Origin of the sequence: Streptomyces sp. NPDC016845 (assembly GCF_044332585.1) — a bacterium.
Lineage (GTDB): Bacteria > Actinomycetota > Actinomycetes > Streptomycetales > Streptomycetaceae > Streptomyces.
Window position 1 is genome coordinate 439,047 of sequence record NZ_JBIRPI010000005.1, and the last position, 20,474, is coordinate 459,520.

A 20,474-nucleotide genomic window follows, 5' to 3' on the forward strand; every position below is an offset into this window, starting at 1 on the left:
TGGCAGGTCGAGCCTCGCGGCGGTGCCGGCCTCACCCGATGACGCCGCCGAAGAGGCCGCCATGGGCCATGCCGATGAAGAAGCCGATGGCCGAGGCGCCGAGCCCGAGGATCAGGGCGAAGCGCTCGCGCGTCGTCTCCGAGACGAACTGACCGTAGGCCCCGGTCAGGATCCCGACGAGGCCGGTCCAGGAGCTCAGGAGATGGAGGTTGTGCCAGATCGACGTGATGACCGCGATGAGCCCGAGCACCGCTGTCACCGCGACCAGGGTGTCGGGAACCGGATGGGACTTCCCGTCCGAGGCGAAGAGACCGCCGGCGTTGGCGCTGTTGGTGCGCATTGCTTGTGCCATGAGGGCACCTCCTGCGGAAGGCGGCGCATGGTAGCGCCGGACACACCCGAGGTATCCAGAGTGGGGGCCTTCGCTGCCGGATTTCAACCGGAAGCCGGAGTGCGGGTAGTCTGTACCGTCTGCATCGGTGTCTGCTCATGCCCCGGCAAGGGGCTGGAACCCGCTGACCTGATCGTTCGTCCTTCGCGAAGACCGATTGTCAGTGGCGGCCGATACCGTTGCTCACGCATAACAACCCTCCTGCCACGGAACGACCGTGGCCGCTGAGTCCAAAGGAGGTGGGTTCCACATGCGTCACTACGAGGTGATGGTCATCCTCGACCCCGATCTCGAGGAGCGTGCTGTCTCCCCGCTGATCGAGAACTTCCTCTCCGTGGTCCGTGAGGCCAACGGAAAGGTCGAGAAGGTCGACACCTGGGGCCGTCGTCGTCTCTCGTACGAGATCAAGAAGAAGCCCGAGGGCATCTACTCGGTCATCGACCTGCAGGCAGAGCCCGCGGTCGTCAAGGAGCTCGACCGGCAGATGAACCTGAACGAGTCGGTCCTCCGGACCAAGGTCCTCCGTCCCGAGACCCACTGAACTTCCTAGTTCAGCGGTACTTGGGATCCGAGTAGCAGCAAGCAGTCCGCAGCAAACCCGCCGAGAGGTACCCCATGGCAGGCGAGACCGTCATCACGGTCGTCGGCAATCTTGTCGACGATCCCGAGCTGCGCTTCACCCCCTCCGGTGCGGCGGTCGCGAAGTTCCGCGTCGCGTCCACTCCCCGCACCTTCGACCGGCAGACCAATGAGTGGAAGGACGGCGAAAGCCTGTTCCTGACCTGCTCGGTCTGGCGTCAGGCGGCGGAGAACGTCGCGGAGTCGCTTCAGCGAGGCATGCGCGTCATCGTGCAGGGCCGGCTGAAGCAGCGGTCCTACGAGGACCGTGAGGGCGTCAAGCGCACGGTCTACGAGCTGGACGTCGATGAGGTCGGCGCCAGCCTGCGCAGCGCCACGGCCAAGGTCACCAAGACCAGTGGTCGCGGTGGCCAGGGTGGTTACGGCGGCGGCGGTGGCGGCCAGCAGGGCGGCGGCTGGGGCGGTGGCTCCGGCGGCGGTCAGCAGCAGGGTAGCGGCGGTGCTCCCGCCGACGACCCCTGGGCGACCAGTGCGCCTGCCGGCGGCGGCGGCCAGCAGCAGGGCGGCGGCGGTGGCGGCTGGGGCGGAAGCTCCGGCGGCTCCGGCGGCGGCTACTCGGACGAGCCCCCCTTCTAGGCCCTCGGGCCGAGGGTGGGCCGTATTCCCACTTCTTGATCACACAGGAGATACACCATGGCGAAGCCGCCTGTGCGCAAGCCGAAGAAGAAGGTCTGCGCTTTCTGCAAGGACAAGGTCACGTACGTGGACTACAAGGACACGAACATGCTGCGGAAGTTCATTTCCGACCGCGGCAAGATCCGTGCCCGCCGCGTGACCGGCAACTGCACGCAGCACCAGCGTGACGTCGCCACGGCCGTGAAGAACAGCCGTGAGATGGCGCTGCTGCCCTACACGTCCACCGCGCGATAAGGAAAGGGTGACCGAATCATGAAGATCATCCTTACCCACGAGGTCTCTGGCCTCGGTGCCGCCGGCGAGGTCGTCGACGTCAAGGACGGGTACGCCCGTAACTACCTGATCCCGCGGAACTTCGCGATCCGCTGGACCAAGGGTGGCGAGAAGGACGTCGCGCAGATCCGTCGTGCGCGCAAGATCCACGAGATCGCCACGATCGAGCAGGCCAACGAGATCAAGGCCAAGCTCGAGGGCGTGAACGTGCGTCTGGCCGTCCGCTCCGGCGACGCCGGTCGTCTCTTCGGTTCCGTCACCCCGGCCGACGTCGCTTCGGCGATCGAGGCTGCCGGTGGCCCGAAGATCGACAAGCGTCGTGTCGAGCTGGGCTCGCCGATCAAGACGCTGGGCGCCCACGAGACGTCCGTACGTCTGCACCCCGAAGTTGCCGCCAAGGTCAACGTCGAGGTCGTCGCTGCCTGAGCCCTGCCCTGAGCAGAGCTGAAGCGCGTTTGGGGCCGCACCCTTCGGGGTGCGGCCCCAAACGTTTGTCGGTGCGGGCCAGCGCTTCGCTGTCGCCGCCCCTGTTCGGTAGTTCTTCGGTAGCTCCGCCGCTTTGTCGGGCCGTCGCGCCGTTTCACGTGAAACGGCGTCGTAGACGTCCGTCGTCAGCGGGTGGCGCCCGTGACGGCCCAGTGGCCGGAGCGGTAGCGCAGCCACAGCGTGACCATGCGCACTGCCATCATCAGCGCCATCGTTCCCCATACGGCGGTGAGGCCGCCGCCGAGCACCGGTACCAGCAGAGCCACCGGAGTGAAGATCGCCAGGGTGATCAGCATGGCGCCGGCCAGGTACGGGCCGTCGCCCGCGCCCATCAGCACGCCGTCGAGCACGTAGACGATGCCGCAGACCGGCTGGGAGACGGCCACCACGATCAGCGCGAGCAGCGCCGCGTCCTGGACGACTTGGTCGCTGGTGAACAGAGGGACGTACAGAGGGCGGGTCGCGATGACCAGCATGCCGAGGATGACTCCGGCGGCGATGCCCCACTGGACCATGCGCCGGCAGACGTCGCGTGCGCCTTGGGCGTCGTCGGCGCCGAGGTAGCGGCCGATGATGGCCTGTCCGGCGATGGCGATGGCGTCGAGGGCGAAGGCGAGCAAACTCCACAGGGACAGGATGATCTGGTGCGCGGCGACGTCCGCGTCGCCCAGTCGAGCCGCGACCGCGGTGGCGATCATCAGGATCGCGCGCAGCGAGAGCGTGCGGACGAGCAGGGGGACGCCGGCTTGGGCGCAGGCACGGATGCCTGCCACGTCGGGCCGCAGCGATGCGCCGTGGCGCCGGGCTCCCCGGACGACGACGACCAGGTAGACCGCGGCCATGCCGACTTGGGCGATGACGGTTCCCCAGGCGGAGCCGGCGATGCCGAGGCCGGCGCCGTAGACCAGGCCGAGGTTGAGTACGGCATTGGCGACGAAGCCGGCTACGGCGACGTACAGCGGGGTCTTCGCGTTCTGGAGGCCGCGCAGGACGCCGGTGGCGGCGAGGACCACGAGCATGGCGGGGATGCCCAGTGCCGAGATGCGGAGATAGGTGACGGCGTAGGGTGCGGCCGTGTCGGAGGCGCCGAAGAGCTCGACGATGGCGGGGGCGGCGGGCAGCACGACGGCGATGACGGCGGCGCCCAGGAGAAGAGCGAGCCAGATGCCGTCCATGCCCTGCTGGATCGCTGCCCGCAGATCGCCGGCGCCGACCCGGCGTGCGACGGCCGCCGTGGTCGCGTAGGCGAGGAAGACGAAGACGCTGACCGCGGTCGTGAGGAGGGCCGAGGCGACAGCGAGCCCGGCCAGTTGGGCCGTGCCGAGATGGCCGACGATCGCGCTGTCGGCCATGAGGAAGAGAGGCTCTGCGACGAGCGCGCCGAAGGCGGGAACGGCCAGGGCCACGATCTCTCGGTCGTGGCGTCGCCGGGCAGCCTTGGGTGTCACGGAAGCCTGTGTCATGGGCACCAATCTAATCTTCCACAGGTAAGAGATGCAATGGCATAAGAACCCTTACCGGAGCCCCGCTCATATGGGCGGTGGGACGGCGCTCCGAGAGAACTTGGGCCGACTGGAGAAGTTTTTCTTCTGCACAGCCAGTGGACGCGGTAAGCCCAGGTCAGAGCCTATGTGCGGAGAGGTCTGAGGGCTTGTTCACAGGGCTGTCCACCGAGCCGTGCACAGCTTTTGCCAAGTTCTCCACAGGTAGAGGCCCGTCATCCACAACGCCTGTGGATAACCAGATTGGCTGACGGTGCCGACCCGCCTAACGTAGGGCGGCGCCCACCGTGTCCTGCGGCCCCGGAAACCTCGCGAGAACCTCGCGTCACAACCGGAATCGGGCGCCGTATTTGTCAGTGTCGTGCCGTAGGAATGAGAGGCACGGCGAGGTCCGCTCGGCGGACGGGAGGAGGTGGCCCGGTGAGTATCTCCGAGCCCTTGGACGACCCGTGGGCCGACAGCGGTCCCAGTGATCGTCTGCCCCCTTCCCGGCAGAGCCGTCAGGGTGGTCGCGGACGAGATGGTGAGCACGAGCGGGGCCGGGAAGGCAGCGCCTGGGACGACGGTCCGGCCACCTTCGAGCGCGTACCGCCCCAGGACCTGGACGCCGAGCAGTCTGTGCTCGGTGGCATGCTCCTGTCGAAGGATGCGATCGCCGACGTCGTCGAGGTCCTCAAGGGCGCCGACTTCTACAAGCCGGCGCACGAGATGATCTTCCAGGCGATCCTCGACGTCTACGCCAAGGGCGAGCCGGCCGACCCGATCACCATCGCCGCCGAGCTGACCAAGCGCGGCGAGATCAACAAGGTCGGCGGCGCATCGTATCTGCACACCCTCGTCCAGACCGTCCCCACGGCGGCGAACGCGGAGTACTACGCGGAGATCGTCCACGAGCGGGCCGTGCTGCGCCGCCTTGTCGAGGCGGGTACGCGGATCACGCAGATGGGATACGCCGCCGACGACGACGTCGACGAGATCGTCAACAGGGCGCAGGCCGAGATCTACGCCGTCACCGAGCAGCGCACCAGCGAGGACTACCTCCCGCTCGGCGACATCATGGAGAGCGCGCTCGACGAGATCGAGGCGATCGGCTCGCGCAGCGGCGAGATGACCGGTGTGCCGACGGGGTTCACCGACTTCGACTCGTTGACCAACGGCCTGCACCCGGGACAGATGATCGTCATCGCGGCCCGGCCCGCCATGGGTAAGTCGACGCTCGCGCTCGACTTCGCGCGCGCCGCGTCGATCAAGCACAACCTGCCCAGCGTCATCTTCTCCCTCGAGATGGGGCGCAACGAGATCGCGATGCGTCTGCTGTCGGCCGAGGCGCGCGTGGCCTTGCACCACATGCGCTCCGGCACGATGACGGACGAGGACTGGACGCGGCTCGCGCGCCGTATGCCCGAGGTCTCGGCCGCGCCCCTTTACATCGACGACTCCCCGAACCTGTCGATGATGGAGATCCGCGCGAAGTGCCGCCGCCTCAAGCAGCGCCAGGACATCAAGCTCGTGATCATCGACTACTTGCAGCTGATGCAGGCCGGCGGGTCCAAGCGCTCCGAGAGTCGTCAGCAGGAGGTGTCGGACATGTCTCGTAACCTCAAGCTGCTGGCCAAGGAGCTCGAAGTTCCCGTCATCGCGCTCTCCCAGCTGAACCGTGGTCCCGAGCAGCGCACGGACAAGAAGCCGATGGTGTCCGACCTCCGTGAGTCCGGCTCCATCGAGCAGGACGCCGACATGGTCATCCTGCTCCACCGAGAGGACGCGTACGAGAAGGAGTCGCCCCGCGCGGGCGAGGCCGACATCATCGTCGGCAAGCACCGTAACGGTCCGACCGCCACGATCACGGTCGCCTTCCAGGGGCACTACTCGCGCTTCGTGGACATGGCCCAGACCTGATCCGGTGGCGGACCGCGGCAGCGGAGGTACCGGAGGCTTGATCAGCCCCCGGTGAAATCGACTCGACGCCGGGCCGCGCCCACGGTGGACTGGACGTATGACAACACCCTCGGCATTGTTGCCCGCCACCCGCCGCGCTCTCCTGCACCGCATCGCTGTCGCGCAGAAGGACGGGCGTGCGCCGTCTCTCTGTGCGGCCGTCGGCCGTGACGGTGAGTTGGTGTGGACCGGCTCACGCACCTCGGTGAACGGGCACGGTCCCGACGAGAACGTGCAGTACCGGATCGGCTCGATCACGAAGACCTTCACCGCTGTGCTGGTGCTGCGTCTGCGCGACGAGGGCCTGCTCGACCTGGGTGACCCGTTGGAGAAGCATCTCCCCGGAACCGGGGCGGGCGACGTCACGGTCGTCGAACTCCTGGCGCACACGGGCGGGTTGGCGGCGGAGACACCGGGTGAATGGTGGGAGAGGTCGTCCGCCACACTCCGCCCGACCCTCGCCGATGTTCTGGGGGAGCAGCCGTTCCGGCATCCGGTCGGGCGTCGCCACCACTACTCCAACCCCGGCTACACGCTGCTCGGCTCGCTGGTGGAGGCGGTGCGCGGAGTGCCGTGGGCGGAGGCTCTGCGCGGGGAGATCCTCGAGCCGCTCGGGCTGAGCCGTACCGGCGTCGAGGCGCAGGCACCGCACGCGGGAGGCTGGGCCGTGCATCCCTACGCCGATGTGCTCATGCCGGAGCCGAGCGAGGATCTCGGACTGATGGCGCCCGCCGGTCAGTTGTGGTCCACCACCCGCGACCTGATCACCTTCGCGGGCTTCCTTGCCACAGGTGACGACCGCGTGCTGAGCGCGGAGTCCGTACGGGAGATGCGGACTCCGGCGGCGCCGACGTTGCCCGGCGACTCGCGGGCGTCCTATGGGCTCGGGATGCAGATGGTCCACGGGGGCGGCCGGACGCTGGCCGGGCACACCGGCTCGCTGCCGGGGTTCGTTGCGGGACTATGGCTGAGCGAGGAGGACGGTCTCACCGCTGTCACCTTGGCCAACTGCACGTCGGGCGTGCCCGCCGCCACCGTGGCCGCCGAGCTGCTGAACATCGTCGCCGAGGCCGAGCCGCGAATCCCCGAACCGTGGCGGCCGCTGCCGGAGGTCGACCCGGCGGTTCTGGAGCTGACGGGGCCCTGGTACTGGGGGACCCAGGTGGTGGCTCTGCGTATGACCGCCGACGGCAGCGTGGATCTGGGCCCGGCGGCCGGCGCGGGGCGGCGTTCCCGGTTCCGGACCAACGGTGACGGCACCTGGACAGGCCTCGACGGTTACTACGCGGGGGAGGTGCTTCAGGCGGCGCGGCGGCAGGACGGTTCGGTGAGCCACCTGGATCTCGGGTCGTTCGTCTTCACTCGGGAGCCATACGGTGCCGACGCGCCTGTACCCGGAGGGGCGGATCCGGAGGGGTGGCGAGGGCTGCCTCAGTAAGGCCGCCGCAGTTATCCAGGGAAGCCCTACGAGAAGAGGCGTTCTCGTAGCAGTGGCCCGTTTCACGTGAAACCACATCGGCCGCGGCCGGTCGCAGCTCCCTTGCAGCCACCGGCCGCGGCCGGTCACGCCTGCTTTGCACCCCACCGGGAGCCGACCCGGTCACAGCTGCAGCTTGAACCCCACATGTGAGGCGGTGAAGCCGAGCCGTTCATAGAAACGGTGAGCATCGGCGCGGGTCGCGTCGGACGTCAGCTGGACGAGCTGGCAGCCCTCGCGCCGGGAGGCGTCGACGGCCCACTCGATGAGCTGCGTGCCCAGACCGCTGCCGCGCTCCTCGGCGTGGATACGTACGCCCTCGATGATGGACCGGGTCGCTCCCTTGCGGGAGAGGCCCGGAACCACGGTGAGCTGCAGTGTGCCGACGACCCGGTCACCGCGGGCGGCCACGACGAGGTGCTGGTTCGGGTCGGCGGACAGGCGTGCGTGGGCGGCGAGGTACGGCGTGAGGTCCTCGGGGGACTCGCGCTGGGCGCCGAGCGGGTCGTCGGCCAGCATCGCGACGATCGCCGGGACGTCATCCGCCGTGGCCCCTCTTATTTCAAGATCTCCCATGACGGCAGCCTAAGCCGCCGCCGCCCCCGGCCCGGGCTCACGCTGCGACGCGCAACCCCTCGACGGCCCGGACCAGAGGGGCGAGTTCGGGGTTCTCGGCCGCGGCGTCCAGGGCTTCGCGCAGGGCCGTCTCGTTCGTGGGGCGGGCTTCTCGCAAGAGAGCCAGGCCCGCCTCGGAGACGTTGGTGTAGATGCCGCGCCGGTCGGTGGGGCACAGATAGCGCAGCAGCAGACCGCGGTCCTCGAGGCGGGTCACGAGACGCGTGGTGGCGCTCTGGCTGAGGACGACGGCGTCGGCGACCTGCTTCATCTGCAGGTGGCCGCCCTCTCCGTCGTGCTGACGGCTGAGGACGTCGAGCAGGGAGTACTCGCGCACGCTCAGGTCGTGCTCGGCCTGCAGGGCGCGCTCGATGTGGGCCTCGATCCTCCCGTGCAGCAGGGAGAGGGCGCACCAGCCCTGGGAGAGGGCGGTGAGTGCGGGGTCTGTCGCGGTCATGGCTCGTGGATCCTCCGTCCCGGAGCGACTGCGTACCAGGGTAGTCGATGTGTGAAATTGCCCGCGCTTGATAATAGGAAGCGTCTGCAACTATTGTGGAGGCTTGTAAAGCGCACCCACAACTACCTGGAAGGGCAACTCCCATGCCTCTCGCGCTTCTCGCCCTTGCGATCGGGGCCTTCGGGATCGGGACCACCGAATTCGTGATCATGGGTCTGCTGCCCGAGGTCGCCGGTGACTTCGGCGTCTCCATCCCCACGGCCGGATTCCTGGTGACCGGCTACGCCCTCGGCGTCATGTTCGGCGCCCCGCTCATGACGGTCCTGGGCACGCGCATCCCGCGCAAACGCATGCTGATGCTGCTGATGGGCCTGTTCATCGTCGGCAACCTGCTCTCCGCCGTCGCACCTGTCTTCACCGTGATGCTGATCGGCCGTGTGGTGGCCTCGCTCGCGCACGGTGCCTTCTTCGGCATCGGTTCGGTCGTCGCAGCCGAGCTGGTCGCCCCGCAGAAGAAGGCCGGTGCGATCGCCATGATGTTCACCGGGCTGACCGTAGCCAATGTCGTCGGCGTACCGCTCGGCACCTTCATCGGCCAGGCCGCCGGCTGGCGCGTCACGTTCACGATCGTGGCCGCGCTCGGGGTCGTCGGGCTCGTCGGCATCGCCAAACTTGTACCGGATCTGTCCAAGCCGGAGGGCGTGCGGCTGCGCCACGAGGTGGCGGCCTTCAAGAACGTCCAGGTCGTGCTCGCCATGGCGATGACCGTGCTCGGCTTCGGCGGCGTCTTCGCGGCCATCACCTACATCGCCCCGATGATGACGCACGTGGCCGGCTTCGCCGACGAATCGGTGACCTGGCTCCTCGTCCTGTTCGGACTCGGCATGGTCGGCGGCAACCTCGTCGGCGGCAAGTTCGCCGACCGCGCCCTGATGCCCTTGCTGTACGTCTCGCTGGGCGCCCTCGCGCTCGTGCTCGGCCTCTTCACGGTGACCGCACACAGCAAGTTCCTCGCCGCGGTCACCATCGTGCTGATCGGCGCGCTCGGCTTTGCCACCGTGCCGCCGCTGCAGAAGCGCGTTCTCGACCAGGCGTCCGACGCCCCCACGCTCGCCTCGGCCGTCAACATCGGCGCCTTCAACCTCGGCAACGCCCTCTCCGCCTGGCTCGGCGGCATGGTCATCTCCGCGGGCCTCGGCTACACCGCCCCGAACTGGGTCGGAGCGGTGCTCGCCGCGAGCGCCCTGGTCCTGGCCGTCGTATCGGCCGCGCTGGAGCGCCGCTCCCCCGCGCCGAGCGTGGTCGTCACCCTTTCCGAACAGCGGAAGGCCGAGCCGGTCCACCAGTGACCCGGCTCTTCACCGCCCCGGTACATCGCAGCGCTGGTCAGCCCGCCGCCACCGTCAGCGGTGCGAAGCGGCGGGTCCAGTCGCCCGGCAGGTCCGGGGCGCCGTAGTTCATCACGGCGTTCAGGCTCTGGCCCGCCAGACCGCGCTCCTTGAGCCAGACCAGCAGCTCCTCGTGGCGGACATCGACGTCGGTCCGCAGCGGCCGGTCGGTGCCGGAAGCGAGGGCGGCGACCAGGGCCTTCGCCGTCTCGGTGTCATGGGCGATCAGCGGTCCGACGACATGCGTGTCCATGTTCGGCCATGCAGCCGCGTACCCGATGAGCCGGCCGCCCTCCTCGGCCACGCGCAACTGGTCCGCGAAGGCCGGAAGACGCGCGAGGAAGTGCGTGCGGTCGGGCCCGAACACCTCGGCGTCGAGGCGCAGGATCGCGGACAGGTCCGCCGCGGTGGCCGCGCGCGTGGCCACGGTCGGCGCGGGGCCACCGGAGACGAAGCGGCCGCGCACCATTTCGGCCCGTCCGGTCACCTTGAAGCCCAGCTCCTCGTAGAGCGGGCGCCCGTACGGTGTCGCGTGCAGCGTCAGCGGTGTCGTGCCCGCCTGCTCGACGACGTGACGCATCAGATGCCGGCCGACACCTCTGCGCGCGTACCGCTCGGCGACCAGGACCATGCCGACCGCGGCGAGTTCGGGCCGCTCGCGTGGTCCGTACTCGGTCACGACGCAGGCGGTGAGGAGGCCGCCGTCGGGGGCGTCGATGCCGTAGCCGGTACCGGCGGTGAGCAGCAGCCCCCATTTGTGTTCCTCGCGGGGCCAGCCCCGGTCCTCGGAGAGATCGGCGCAGGCGCGCACGTCACGCCGGGTGAGACGGCGAATGGGCAGGTCGGGGAGGGAAGGTGTCGACACGCTGGTCAGGCTGTCGGACGGAGCACGGTGGCGTCCACCGCTTTGAGTGCAGTGGCCCGATACTTTCGGCCACCCGGTATCGAGCCCCAGCCGTCCACGGTGGCCGACATGGCGCATTCGCTAGCCGTCCCAGCCCAACCAGGCGGAAAGATCAAAGACCCGTACTTTTCGGTTTTCCTTCAACGGGAGGGAAAGGAGTGGCACTCTGCGGTGTGGGCCTCTCCGTAGCGGCGTGGAGCCAGTGCTGGAGTGTGCAGCGAGACGGACGTACGCAGACCGACCCGAGATGTTCGAGGCGAGGCACCGCATGGACGCTCCGACCACTACGCCGGCCGATTCCGGTCCGGGCGGCGGGGACGGCTGGTTCGCTTCGGGCACCACCCCGGCGGAACGGACACCGCCGCCTCGCGCGCTCGTCGAGAGGGCATCGCCCGACGCGGTTCTCGTGCGCCGCACGATGGACGAGGTCGGTCCCGTCGCCTCCCGGCTCACCTCGTACTTCTACGCGCTGCTGTTCGTCCGCCACCCGGAGCTGCGCCCGCTCTTCCCGGTCGCGATGAACACCCAGCGGGACCGCCTGCTCAAGGCGTTGCTGACCGCCGCGGAACACGTCGACAACAAGCTCGTCCTCGTCCCGTACCTGAAGAACCTGGGCCGAGGCCACCGCAAGTACGGCACGCGGGCCGAGCACTACCCGGCCGTCGGCGAGTGCCTCATCGCCGCGCTCGCCCGTTACGCCACGTCCACCTGGGACGCCGCGACCGAGGCAGCCTGGGTCCGTACGTACACGACGATCTCCCAGGTCATGATCGACGCGGCCGCCGAGGACGAGGCGAAGGCGCCCGCATGGTGGCTCGCCGAGGTCGTCGCGCACGAGCTGCGCACCTCCGACATAGCGGTCGTCACCGTCAGGACCGACCAGCCGTACCCCTTTCTCGCCGGTCAGTACACGACGCTCGAGACGCCGTGGTGGCCACGGATCTGGCGGAACTATTCGTTCGCGTCGGCACCCCGTTCCGACGGGCTGCTGCCGTTCCACGTGAGGGCCGTCCCGGCGGGCTGGGTCTCCAACGCCCTGGTCCACCGTGCGCGCCCCGGTGACGTGCTGCGGCTCGGCCCGCCCGCCGGCTCCATGACCGTCGACCACAGCACCGACAGCGGCCTGCTCTGCCTGGGCGGCGGCACCGGCATAGCCCCGATCAAGGCGCTCGTCGAGGACGTCGCCGAGCACGGGGAACGGCGGCCCGTAGAGGTGTTCTACGGCGCCCGTACCGACCACGACTTGTACGACATCGACACGATGCTGCAGCTCCAGCGGAGTCACCCGTGGCTCGCCGTCCGGCCGGTCGTCGACCGGCGGGCCCATCTGCAACTGCCGGACGCCGTGCGGGCATACGGCCCGTGGAACGAGTACGACGCCTATCTCTCCGGCCCGCCCGGCATGATCCGGAAAGGGGTGGACACCCTGCGCGCGCTCGGCATCCCGCACCACCGCATCCGCCACGACTCGGTGGAAGAACTGGTCGCGAGCGCGGACTGAGCCGCGTACGGCCCTTCTCGACCGGCAGATCAGCCCAGGTCAGGTGCGTGCATCGCCCGTACGCCCTCGATGTTGCCGTCCAGGTAGTGACGCAAGGACAGCGGCACCAGATGGACCGAGGCGATGCCGACGCGAGTGAACGGGATGCGTACGATCTCGTACTCGCCGCACGGCTCCTCGATCTCGGGGCCGTGGCGCTGGGAGAGGTCCATCGACTCCAGCCTGCAGACGAAGAAGTGCTGGACCTTCACGCCGGTCGTCGCGGCGTCCTCGCCGATGTGCTCGACAGTGTCCACGAAGCACGGCACCACGTCGGTGACCTTCGCGCCGAGCTCCTCGTGCACCTCGCGGTGCAGGGCGTCCACGACGGTCGTGTCCTCCGGTTCGACGCCGCCGCCAGGGGTCACCCAGTACGGATCGACGCCGGGCTTGGTCCGCTTGATCAGGATGAGGTCGTCGCCATCCAGCAGGACGGCGCGTGCGGTGCGCTTGACCACGGGTCGGACGGTCATGGGAGAAATGTGGCCCGGCCGGTTCCACGTGAAACATTCCGCATCGCGTCGATACGACTCAGGACCAGTCGACCGCAGCGCGCAGCAGCCATTCGTGCGCCCGCGCGATGTGTGGCGAGGCGAGCGTGCCGGTGCGTACGACGAGGAAGTAGGTGCGCAGCGGCGGCACCGGCGGATCGAGCAGCGCCACCACCTCGCCGTGCTCCAGGGCGGAGGCGCACAGATAGCGCGGCAGGACGGCGAGGCCGGCCCCGGTGATCACACACGCGAGGACCGCGCGGAGATCGGGTACGACGACGGTGCCGGAGGCGGCGGGGCGGGAGTCGAAGACGGCAGCCCAGTACCGCTCGACCAGCGGCAGCGACTCATGGACCTCAACCATGGGGAGCTTTTCGAGGGAAGGCGCCGCATCGCGGTGCAGCGTGCCGGAGCCGATCCGGGCGGCCCAGCGAGGTGAGGCGACCAGGACGTGCTCCTCGTCACAGAGCGGAGTCGCCGTGAGCAGAGCGCCGCGTGGCCGCGCCGTCGTGATGGCCAGATCGTGATGTCCGGCGGCGAGCCCCTCCACGGACTCCTCGGCCGTTCCGAATGAGGCGCGCAGGGCGATGCTCTGACCGTCGCCCCTGGTCAGCGCCGTGAGCGCGGGCAAGGCGCGCTCCGCGGTGAACTCGGGCGGGCCCGCGACATGCAGCGTGCGGACGCCCGACTCCTCGTCGAGCCCGATCTCGGTGATCTCCATGAGGGCGTCGAGGTGCGGGGCAGCCTTGTGCGCCAGCTCGTCGCCGATGGACGTGGGGGTCACGCCGCGCGCCTGGCGCAGGAACAGCGGGCGTCCCAACTGCCGCTCCAGCGTGCGTATCTGCGAGGTGACCGCCGGCTGGGAGAGGCCGAGCAGGGCGGCAGCGCGGGTGAAGGAACCGGCGCGGTGGACCGTGACGAAGGTGCGCAGCAAGGCGAGGTCCATGGCTACGCGCCTCCCTCCCGGCCTTGAGGACGCGCTCAACTATAAATATGCGGATGAGTCTCTGTCGCTACGGTGATTGGACACTGACAGAGAGTCAACTAGCCTTGTGAGCGCGGTTCTTCGCGCGCAGAACCGGGGCGGTCCGAGCCACGAGGGGGGAGGCTCGGGCCGTCTGTTGTGCGTAGCCCTCGTACTGGCTCAGGCCGCCTGCCCCTCCACCGCGTCGCGCACGGCGTCGAGCAGGCCGTCGCTCGCCGTCTCCACCATCCGCAGACACTCCTCGAAGCCGGCCGCGCCGCCGTAGTACGGGTCGGGGACGTCCAGATCGTCACCGGCCCCGGGGTCGTAGGACCGCAGCAGACGGATCTTCTCCGCGTCCTGCGGGGACGGTGCCAGGCGGCGCAGGGTGCGCAGGTGGCTCGCGTCGAGGGCGATCACCAGGTCGAGGTGTGCGAACCAGTCGGCGTCGAACTGGCGGGCCGTGTGCGTGGCGGCGTAGCCGTGTTCCTGGAGTACGTGGACGGTGCGTGGGTCGGCGCCCTCGCCGACATGCCAGCCGTCGGTCCCCGCACTGTCGCTTGCGACGGCGCCGGACAGGCCGGCCTCCTCGACGCGGGTGCGGAAGACATGCTCGGCCATGGGAGAGCGGCAGATGTTGCCCGTGCACACGAAGCAGACGCGGAAGGTCATGGAGGTTCAGTCCTTCTCGGGCAGGACGACGTTCAGTGCCCAGGAGACGATCGAGATGATGAGACCGCCGAGGACGGCGGTCCAGAAGCCCCCGACGTGGAAACTCAGGTCGAGTTTGTCGGCCAGCCACGAGGTGAGCAACAGCATCAGGGCGTTCACGATCAGTGTGATCAGGCCGAGGGTCAGGATGAAGAGCGGGAAGGTGAGGACCTTCACGACCGGCTTCACCAGCCAGTTGACCAGGCCGAAGAGGAGAGCCACCAGAACCAGTGTGCCGATCTTCTTGCCGGTGCTGTCCCCGGTCAGCGTGATCTTGTCGACGAGCAGCACCGCGACGGCCAGGGCCCCCGCGTTGGCGATCGTCTTGACTACGAAATTCAACATGTGTCTGATCGTTGCAGACGGGACCGGCGGTGTTGCCGGTGACGAGTGTGACGAGCGGGAACAGCGAGGACGACGAAGGCGATGAAGGCATTCCGGCTGGACGAACTGGAGGCGGAGCGCGCCGCCAACGACGGCGCGTATCTGCAGTTCCTGCGCGAGCGGAACATGTCGGTCGGGCTGTACGCGCTGAACGCGGGGGAGCAGGACCCGCAGCAGCCGCACCAGCAGGACGAGGTCTACCTCGTGGTCAGCGGCCGTGCCTCGATCACGGTCGGCATGGAGACCACCCAGGTCGGTCGCGGCAGCGTGGTCTATGTGCCGGCAGGCGTGGCCCACAAGTTCCACCACATCAGCGAGGACCTGCGGGTCCTTGTCGTCTTCTCTCCCCCGGAGAGCTGACCCCGGACCCTGGGGTTCCCTAAGGGTCGGGTCAGGGGAGGACAAGGGATCGCGGCGCTCCGCGCGCGCCCCCGACGTGTCAGCATCGAGTACAGAAGCCGGAAGAGTCCCGACGAGGGCCTCGGGAGCGAAGGAGCGAGGACAGTGCGAGAGATATTCGCGGGCATGCCGTGGTGGGTGAAGTGGGTCGCGGTGCCGGTCATCGCCCTGGTCGTGTTCGGCGGGCTGATCGCCAGCGTCGTCGGGTTCGTGATCGGCCTGCTCTTCAAGGTGCTGGTCTTCGCCGCCCTGGTGGGTGGACTCATCTACCTCGTGCGGAGGTTCATGGCGGGCTCGTCATCGCGCAGCGACTGGTGAGCATCGGCGGGACGCGGCGCTCCGTTCGTTGCAGGGTGCGACGGTTCGCTGAACCGGGGGAAGTTTCTGTTCAGGGCCCGTACCGAGTGGCGGCCAAGGGTTAAAGTCCGGATTCCGATGCCTCCTATCCCCGCGAGTTCAAGGCCGCGGGGGGACGCACGCGTACCGGGAGTGAACCTTGGCCGATCCCGCATCCGCGGCCCCGCAGACGCTCATCGGCTCCGTCCAGCGCGCCATGCGGCTGCTCGAGGCGGTCGCCGCCCACGACGAGGGGGCTCCCGCCAAGCAGCTCGCCCGGGAGGCCGGAGTCGCCCTCCCCACCGCGTACCACCTGCTGCGCACGCTGGCCCATGAGGGCTATCTCCGCAAGGACCGGGGCGTCTTCCTGTTCGGGGACGCGGTCGAGCGGCTGAGCAGCAGCGGAGCCCAGCAGAATCGTCGCGGCATGATCACCGACGCGCTGCGCCACTGGCGGGACGCGCTCGGTGTGCCCGTCTACTTCGCCATCTATCGCGGCGGCGAGATCGAGATCGTCGCCGTCGCCGACACTCCGGCCACTCCGGCCGTCGAGGAGTGGGCCGACTTCGCCGAGACCGGACACGCCCACGCGATCGGCCAGTGCCTGCTCTCCCAGCTCGGCGAGGAGGCCCGCCGGGACCACCTCGACCGCCATCCGGCCCGCGCCATCACCCCGTACTCGGTACGGGACGACCGGACCCTGCTCCGCAAGCTGCGCACCGTGGAACGGATGGAGCCGGTCATCGAGCGGCAGGAGTACGCGCTGGGCACGGCCTGCGCCGCGTTCCCGGTCACCATCGGTTCGACCGCCGCGACGGTGGCCGTCTCCCTCCCCTCGCACCAGGCGGACAGATTGCTGCCCCTCGCACGTCGATTGCAGGACGAGATCGGCAACCTCGTAGGGACACTCGCCTTCTCTATCAGCATCTGAAAACTCACTCCTTGTAATCCCCTGTGTACGTTGAGCAAGATGCCAGCAGCGTCAGGAAGGTCATTCCTGGCCAATCGACGGCAAATTGACGGGGTAGGCGATGCGCGAGTCGGTACAAGCAGTGCAAGCAGAGGTCATGATGAGCTTCCTCGTCTCCGAGGAGCTCTCGTTCCGTATCCCGGTGGAGCTCCAGTACGAGGCCGCCGATCCGTACGCGGTGCGGCTCACCTTCCATCTCCCCGGTGACGCCCCCGTGACCTGGGCGTTCGGCCGGGAACTCCTTGTCGACGGGGTCAACGGGGCGACCGGTGACGGCGATGTCCGGATCCTGCCCGTGGAGAACGCCGGAGGCGGCACCGACGAACTGCCGGTGGAGGTGCACATCCGGCTCCAAGTGGGCGGCGACCACGCGCTGTTCCGGGCCGGTGTCGCCCCCCTCATCGCGTTCCTCGACCGTACGGACAAGCTCGTCCCACTCGGCCAGGAACAGGCCCTGGGCGACTACGAGGCCGAACTCGACGAGGCGCTGGACCGGATCCTCGCCGAGGAGCAGAACGCGGGCTGAACGCTCGCCGGTCGACGACGTGATGTCTGTGCGGCGCGGTGCACCCGAGCCGTTCCGCGCTGCTCAGCGCTTGCGTCGTCGGCCCCCGCCGCCACGTCCCGGAGCAGTCCGCGCGGGCTTGCCGGGCATCGGACGGTCGGCGGAGACCACCAGCGCGGCCAGCGCGGTGGTCACCGGCACCGCCGCCACCAGGCCGATCGAACCGACGAGCGTGCGCACGATCTCCTCGGCGACCAGCTCACTGTTGGCCACGTCGACGACGCTGCTCTGCGCGATCGAGAACAGCAGGAGCAGCGGCAGCGCCGCGCCCGCGTACGCGAGGACCAGGGTGTTGACGACGGACGCGATGTGATCGCGGCCGATCCGGATGCCGGCCCGGTACAGGCCGCGCCAGCCCATCGTCGGATTGGCCTCGTGCAGCTCCCACACCGCCGACGTCTGTGTGACCGTCACGTCGTCCAGGACGCCGAGCGAACCGATGATGACTCCGGCGAGCAGCAGACCGCTCATGTCGATGTCCGGGTACAGGCCGTGGATCAGGCCGGTGTTGTCGTCCGTGTTGCCCGTCAGGGCGGCCCAGCCGATGAAGAGCGACCCCAACAGGCCGATGAGCAGCAGCGACACGAGAGTGCCCAGAACGGCGACCGACGTTCGGGCTGTCAGGCCGTGGCACGTGTAGAGCGCGATCAGCATGATCGCGCTGGCCCCGACGACCGCTACGACCAACGGGTTCGAGCCCTGGAGGATCGCCGGGAGGATGAACAGCGTCAGCACCAGGAAGCTGATTGTGAGCGCGACCAGTGCCATGACGCCGCGCATGCGGCCCACTGCCACGACGACCAAGGCGAAGATCCCGGCAAGGAGCGCCATAGGGATCTTGCGGTTCACATCGGTGACAGAGTACTGCAACTCCTCGGGGGCGTCCGGCGCATAGGCGACGATCACCTTCTGGCCCTCACGCAGCTGTCGTGGCGAGTCGGGCTGCACGATCTCCGTGAACGTACGGCCCTCGTCCTTGCCGGTGTCGACCCGGATCGTCGCCTTTTCGCAGGTACCGGCGTCCGCGCTCTGTGTCGGTGTACCCGACGGGTCCTGGGTGGAGGAACCCGTCGCGTTCACGGACTTGCAGTCCACCTTGTCGACCCGGGCGACTGTGGCCTGCTGCGTCTGCCGGTCGAAGCCGACGCCGGTGCGCTCGTGATCCGGGGCCCCTCCGGGCCACAGCACCACAAGGCCGACGACGACGGCCACGGAGAACGGCACCAGGATCGCCGCGATGACCTTGCGAAGGTGCTGCGAGACGGGTGCTGCGGGGCCATGACTGTGCGAGTGGCCATGCCCGCCCGGGCCGTGCCCGGACGCTGACGGGCCCTGCCCGAGCGGGGGTTGGGGCGGCGGGGGCGGAGGCTGCTGCGTCGAGGTCACCGCCCGATCATCGCAAGAACGACAGGGGCCCTCTGTTCAACGCGTCCGAAGTGACGCTAGCGTGGGGGCACCTTTGTACACGCGGGAGCTCGGAGCACCGGGCTGAGAGGGCGCTGACCTTCGTCCATGCGTGTTTCACGTGAAACAGCGTGAAACGCCGCCGACGAACACCGCTGCGTCGACCGCCGAACCTGTTACCGGGTAATGCCGGCGTAGGGAGTAGGTCTCATGACCACAACGGACGCACGCACGCCTGCCTCCAACGGCTCGGAGCCGGAGGCCGGGAAGTCCATCGGCTGGCACAAGGGATACATCAAGGGCTCGCGCCCCGACCTCAATGTGCCGGTCCGACAGGTGCATCTCACCAATGGCCAGGCCGTCACGCTGTACGACACCTCGGGCCCGTACACCGATCCGACCGTCGACACCGATGTGCGCAGGGGGCTCGCACCGCTCCGGGAGAACTGGATCATCGCCCGCGGCGACACCGAGGAGTACGCGGGCCGCCCCGCCCGCCCCGAGGACGACGGCATCAAGCACACCTCGCCCCGCGGCGGGCTGCGCAACCTCGACGCGGTCTTCCCGGGCCGCCCCCGTCAGCCGCGCCGCAGCAGGACCGGCGAGCCGGTGACCCAACTCGCGTACGCCCGACGAGGCGAGATCACTCCGGAGATGGAGTACGTCGCCATCCGGGAGAACGTCGCGCCCGAGGTGGTCCGCGAGGAGATCGCGGCGGGCCGCGCGGTCCTGCCCGCCAACGTGAACCACCCGGAGATCGAGCCGATGATCATCGGCAAGCGGTTCCTGGTGAAGGTCAACGCCAACATCGGCAACTCCGCCGTCACCTCGTCCATCGAGGAGGAGGTGGAGAAGATGACGTGGGCGACCCGCTGGGGCGCCGACACCGTCATGGACCTTTCCACCGGCCGCAACATCCACACCACGCGCGAGTGGGTCCTGCGCAACTCCCCCGTCCCCATTGGCACAGTGCCGCTCTACCAGGCCCTCGAAAAGGTCGACGGCAAGGCCGAGGAGCTTACCTGGGAGACCTACAAGGACACCGTCATCGAGCAGGCCGAGCAAGGCGTGGACTATATGACGGTCCACGCCGGCGTCCGGCTCCCGTACGTCCCGCTGACCGCCAACCGCAAGACCGGCATCGTCTCGCGCGGCGGCTCCATCATGGCCGCTTGGTGCCTTGCGCACCACAAGGAGAGCTTCCTCTACGAGCACTTCGAGGAGCTCTGCGAGATCCTCGCCGCGTACGACGTCACGTACTCGCTCGGCGACGGGCTGCGTCCCGGCTCCATCGCGGACGCCAACGACGAGGCCCAGTTCGCCGAGCTCAGGACGCTCGGAGAGCTGAACTCGATCGCCAAGCGGCACGGCGTGCAAACCATGATCGAGGGCCCGGGCCACGTCCCGATGCACAAGATCAAGGAGAACATCGACCTTCAGCAGGAGATCTGCGAGGAGGCGCCGTTCTACACGCTCGGCCCGCTCACCACGGACGTCGCTCCGGCTTACGACCACATCACGTCCGGGATCGGCGCCGCGATGATCGCCTGGTGGGGCACGGCGATGCTCTGCTACGTCACGCCCAAGGAGCACCTCGGCCTGCCCAACCGCGACGACGTGAAGACCGGCGTCATCACGTACAAGATCGCGGCGCACGCGGCGGACCTCGCCAAGGGACATCCGGGCGCGCAGGACTGGGACGACGCGCTCTCGGACGCCCGCTTCGAGTTCCGCTGGGAGGACCAGTTCAACCTCGCACTCGACCCGGACACGGCACGGGAGTTCCACGACGAGACGCTCCCCGCCGAACCGGCGAAGACGGCGCACTTCTGCTCCATGTGCGGCCCGAAGTTCTGCTCGATGAAGATCTCGCAGGACATCCGTCGCGAGCACGGCACCACGAAGGCCGAGGTCGAGGCCGGCATGGAACAGAAGTCGAAGGAGTTCGCCGAAGCGGGCAACCGCGTCTATCTGCCGCTCGCCAACTGACCGGCGTCCACGCAT

23 protein-coding genes and 1 riboswitch are annotated in these 20,474 nt (G+C 68.7%); of the genes, 13 read left to right on the top strand and 10 right to left on the bottom strand.

Features of this window, described 5'->3' with window-relative positions; genetic code table 11:
- Positions 1-31: 31 nt before the first annotated feature.
- Positions 32-352 carry a hypothetical protein gene (locus tag ACH4RC_RS17865; protein WP_398201455.1) on the bottom strand — a complete coding sequence of 107 codons (321 nt, stop codon included), beginning with the start codon at positions 350-352 and terminating at the stop codon, positions 32-34.
- A 289-nt stretch (positions 353-641) separates the two neighbouring features.
- Between ACH4RC_RS17865 and rpsF the strand changes: the two genes are divergently transcribed.
- The 4 genes from rpsF (at position 642) to rplI (ending at position 2,365) form a co-directional block, all read left to right on the top strand.
- On the top strand, positions 642-932 hold the full coding sequence (rpsF, locus tag ACH4RC_RS17870; RefSeq protein ID WP_052578287.1) for a 30S ribosomal protein S6: 291 nt from the start codon (positions 642-644) through the stop codon (positions 930-932).
- A gap of 74 nt (positions 933-1,006) precedes the next feature.
- On the top strand, positions 1,007-1,606 hold the full coding sequence (locus ACH4RC_RS17875; RefSeq protein WP_398201459.1) for a single-stranded DNA-binding protein: 600 nt from the start codon (positions 1,007-1,009) through the stop codon (positions 1,604-1,606).
- A gap of 57 nt (positions 1,607-1,663) precedes the next feature.
- Entirely contained in the window at positions 1,664-1,900 is a 237-nt protein-coding gene (gene rpsR, locus ACH4RC_RS17880; protein ID WP_003949403.1) for a 30S ribosomal protein S18, read from the top strand.
- Between the two features lie 18 nt (positions 1,901-1,918).
- Positions 1,919-2,365 (top strand): 50S ribosomal protein L9, encoded by a 447-nt coding sequence (rplI, locus tag ACH4RC_RS17885; protein ID WP_324774709.1) that lies wholly within the window; start codon positions 1,919-1,921, stop codon positions 2,363-2,365.
- A gap of 185 nt (positions 2,366-2,550) precedes the next feature.
- On the opposite strand, the gene ACH4RC_RS17890 is transcribed toward rplI, so the two are convergent.
- The gene (locus tag ACH4RC_RS17890; RefSeq protein ID WP_398201463.1) at positions 2,551-3,888 is read right to left on the bottom strand and encodes an MATE family efflux transporter; all 1,338 of its coding nucleotides are present in this window, start codon (positions 3,886-3,888) and stop codon (positions 2,551-2,553) included.
- 459 nt (positions 3,889-4,347) lie between these two features.
- On the opposite strand from ACH4RC_RS17890, the gene dnaB reads away from it, so the two are divergent.
- Both dnaB and ACH4RC_RS17900 read left to right on the top strand, forming a co-directional pair.
- Positions 4,348-5,826 (top strand): replicative DNA helicase, encoded by a 1,479-nt coding sequence (gene dnaB, locus ACH4RC_RS17895; protein ID WP_398201466.1) that lies wholly within the window; start codon positions 4,348-4,350, stop codon positions 5,824-5,826.
- Between the two features lie 97 nt (positions 5,827-5,923).
- Positions 5,924-7,303 (top strand): serine hydrolase domain-containing protein, encoded by a 1,380-nt coding sequence (locus tag ACH4RC_RS17900; protein ID WP_398201469.1) that lies wholly within the window; start codon positions 5,924-5,926, stop codon positions 7,301-7,303.
- 162 nt (positions 7,304-7,465) lie between these two features.
- Here the strand turns inward: ACH4RC_RS17900 and ACH4RC_RS17905 are convergent, their stop codons facing one another.
- Entirely contained in the window at positions 7,466-7,918 is a 453-nt protein-coding gene (locus ACH4RC_RS17905) for a GNAT family N-acetyltransferase (RefSeq protein WP_398201472.1), read from the bottom strand.
- Between the two features lie 37 nt (positions 7,919-7,955).
- Positions 7,956-8,414 (bottom strand): MarR family winged helix-turn-helix transcriptional regulator, encoded by a 459-nt coding sequence (locus ACH4RC_RS17910; protein WP_398201475.1) that lies wholly within the window; start codon positions 8,412-8,414, stop codon positions 7,956-7,958.
- Between the two features lie 143 nt (positions 8,415-8,557).
- On the opposite strand from ACH4RC_RS17910, the gene ACH4RC_RS17915 reads away from it, so the two are divergent.
- Positions 8,558-9,763 (top strand): MFS transporter, encoded by a 1,206-nt coding sequence (locus ACH4RC_RS17915; protein WP_398201478.1) that lies wholly within the window; start codon positions 8,558-8,560, stop codon positions 9,761-9,763.
- A gap of 37 nt (positions 9,764-9,800) precedes the next feature.
- Here the strand turns inward: ACH4RC_RS17915 and ACH4RC_RS17920 are convergent, their stop codons facing one another.
- On the bottom strand, positions 9,801-10,667 hold the full coding sequence (locus ACH4RC_RS17920) for a GNAT family N-acetyltransferase (protein WP_398201481.1): 867 nt from the start codon (positions 10,665-10,667) through the stop codon (positions 9,801-9,803).
- 232 nt (positions 10,668-10,899) lie between these two features.
- Here ACH4RC_RS17920 and ACH4RC_RS17925 point away from each other — a divergent pair, with 232 nt between their 5' ends.
- On the top strand, positions 10,900-12,207 hold the full coding sequence (locus ACH4RC_RS17925; RefSeq protein ID WP_398201484.1) for a globin domain-containing protein: 1,308 nt from the start codon (positions 10,900-10,902) through the stop codon (positions 12,205-12,207).
- Positions 12,208-12,236: 29 nt separating this feature from the next.
- Here ACH4RC_RS17925 and ACH4RC_RS17930 read toward each other — a convergent pair whose 3' ends face one another.
- The 4 genes from ACH4RC_RS17930 to ACH4RC_RS17945 all read right to left on the bottom strand — a co-directional run bounded on the left by ACH4RC_RS17930 (position 12,237) and on the right by ACH4RC_RS17945 (position 14,757).
- Positions 12,237-12,719, bottom strand: a complete 483-nt coding sequence (locus tag ACH4RC_RS17930; RefSeq protein ID WP_398201486.1) for an NUDIX domain-containing protein — start codon at positions 12,717-12,719, stop codon at positions 12,237-12,239.
- A 58-nt stretch (positions 12,720-12,777) separates the two neighbouring features.
- Positions 12,778-13,683 carry a LysR family transcriptional regulator gene (locus tag ACH4RC_RS17935; RefSeq protein ID WP_398201488.1) on the bottom strand — a complete coding sequence of 302 codons (906 nt, stop codon included), beginning with the start codon at positions 13,681-13,683 and terminating at the stop codon, positions 12,778-12,780.
- Between the two features lie 198 nt (positions 13,684-13,881).
- Positions 13,882-14,373, bottom strand: coding sequence for a low molecular weight protein-tyrosine-phosphatase (locus tag ACH4RC_RS17940; protein WP_398201491.1), 492 nt, complete (start codon positions 14,371-14,373; stop codon positions 13,882-13,884).
- Positions 14,374-14,379: 6 nt separating this feature from the next.
- Complete coding sequence (locus tag ACH4RC_RS17945) at positions 14,380-14,757, bottom strand: phage holin family protein (protein WP_398201494.1); 378 nt, start codon at positions 14,755-14,757, stop codon at positions 14,380-14,382.
- Positions 14,758-14,838: 81 nt separating this feature from the next.
- Between ACH4RC_RS17945 and ACH4RC_RS17950 the strand changes: the two genes are divergently transcribed.
- From ACH4RC_RS17950 to ACH4RC_RS17965, 4 genes are all read left to right on the top strand, one after another.
- Positions 14,839-15,156, top strand: a complete 318-nt coding sequence (locus ACH4RC_RS17950; protein WP_398201497.1) for a cupin domain-containing protein — start codon at positions 14,839-14,841, stop codon at positions 15,154-15,156.
- A gap of 144 nt (positions 15,157-15,300) precedes the next feature.
- Positions 15,301-15,513 (top strand): DUF5326 family protein, encoded by a 213-nt coding sequence (locus ACH4RC_RS17955; protein WP_394432417.1) that lies wholly within the window; start codon positions 15,301-15,303, stop codon positions 15,511-15,513.
- Between the two features lie 178 nt (positions 15,514-15,691).
- Positions 15,692-16,462, top strand: a complete 771-nt coding sequence (locus ACH4RC_RS17960; protein WP_398201501.1) for an IclR family transcriptional regulator — start codon at positions 15,692-15,694, stop codon at positions 16,460-16,462.
- 100 nt (positions 16,463-16,562) lie between these two features.
- Positions 16,563-17,027, top strand: coding sequence for an SsgA family sporulation/cell division regulator (locus tag ACH4RC_RS17965; protein WP_398201504.1), 465 nt, complete (start codon positions 16,563-16,565; stop codon positions 17,025-17,027).
- A 63-nt stretch (positions 17,028-17,090) separates the two neighbouring features.
- Here the strand turns inward: ACH4RC_RS17965 and ACH4RC_RS17970 are convergent, their stop codons facing one another.
- Entirely contained in the window at positions 17,091-18,452 is a 1,362-nt protein-coding gene (locus ACH4RC_RS17970; protein ID WP_398201507.1) for a YibE/F family protein, read from the bottom strand.
- Between the two features lie 71 nt (positions 18,453-18,523).
- A riboswitch (TPP riboswitch) is annotated at positions 18,524-18,688 on the top strand.
- Here ACH4RC_RS17970 and thiC point away from each other — a divergent pair.
- On the top strand, positions 18,681-20,459 hold the full coding sequence (thiC, locus tag ACH4RC_RS17975) for a phosphomethylpyrimidine synthase ThiC (RefSeq protein ID WP_398201510.1): 1,779 nt from the start codon (positions 18,681-18,683) through the stop codon (positions 20,457-20,459). (Overlaps the previous riboswitch by 8 nt.)
- Positions 20,460-20,474: the final 15 nt, after the last annotated feature.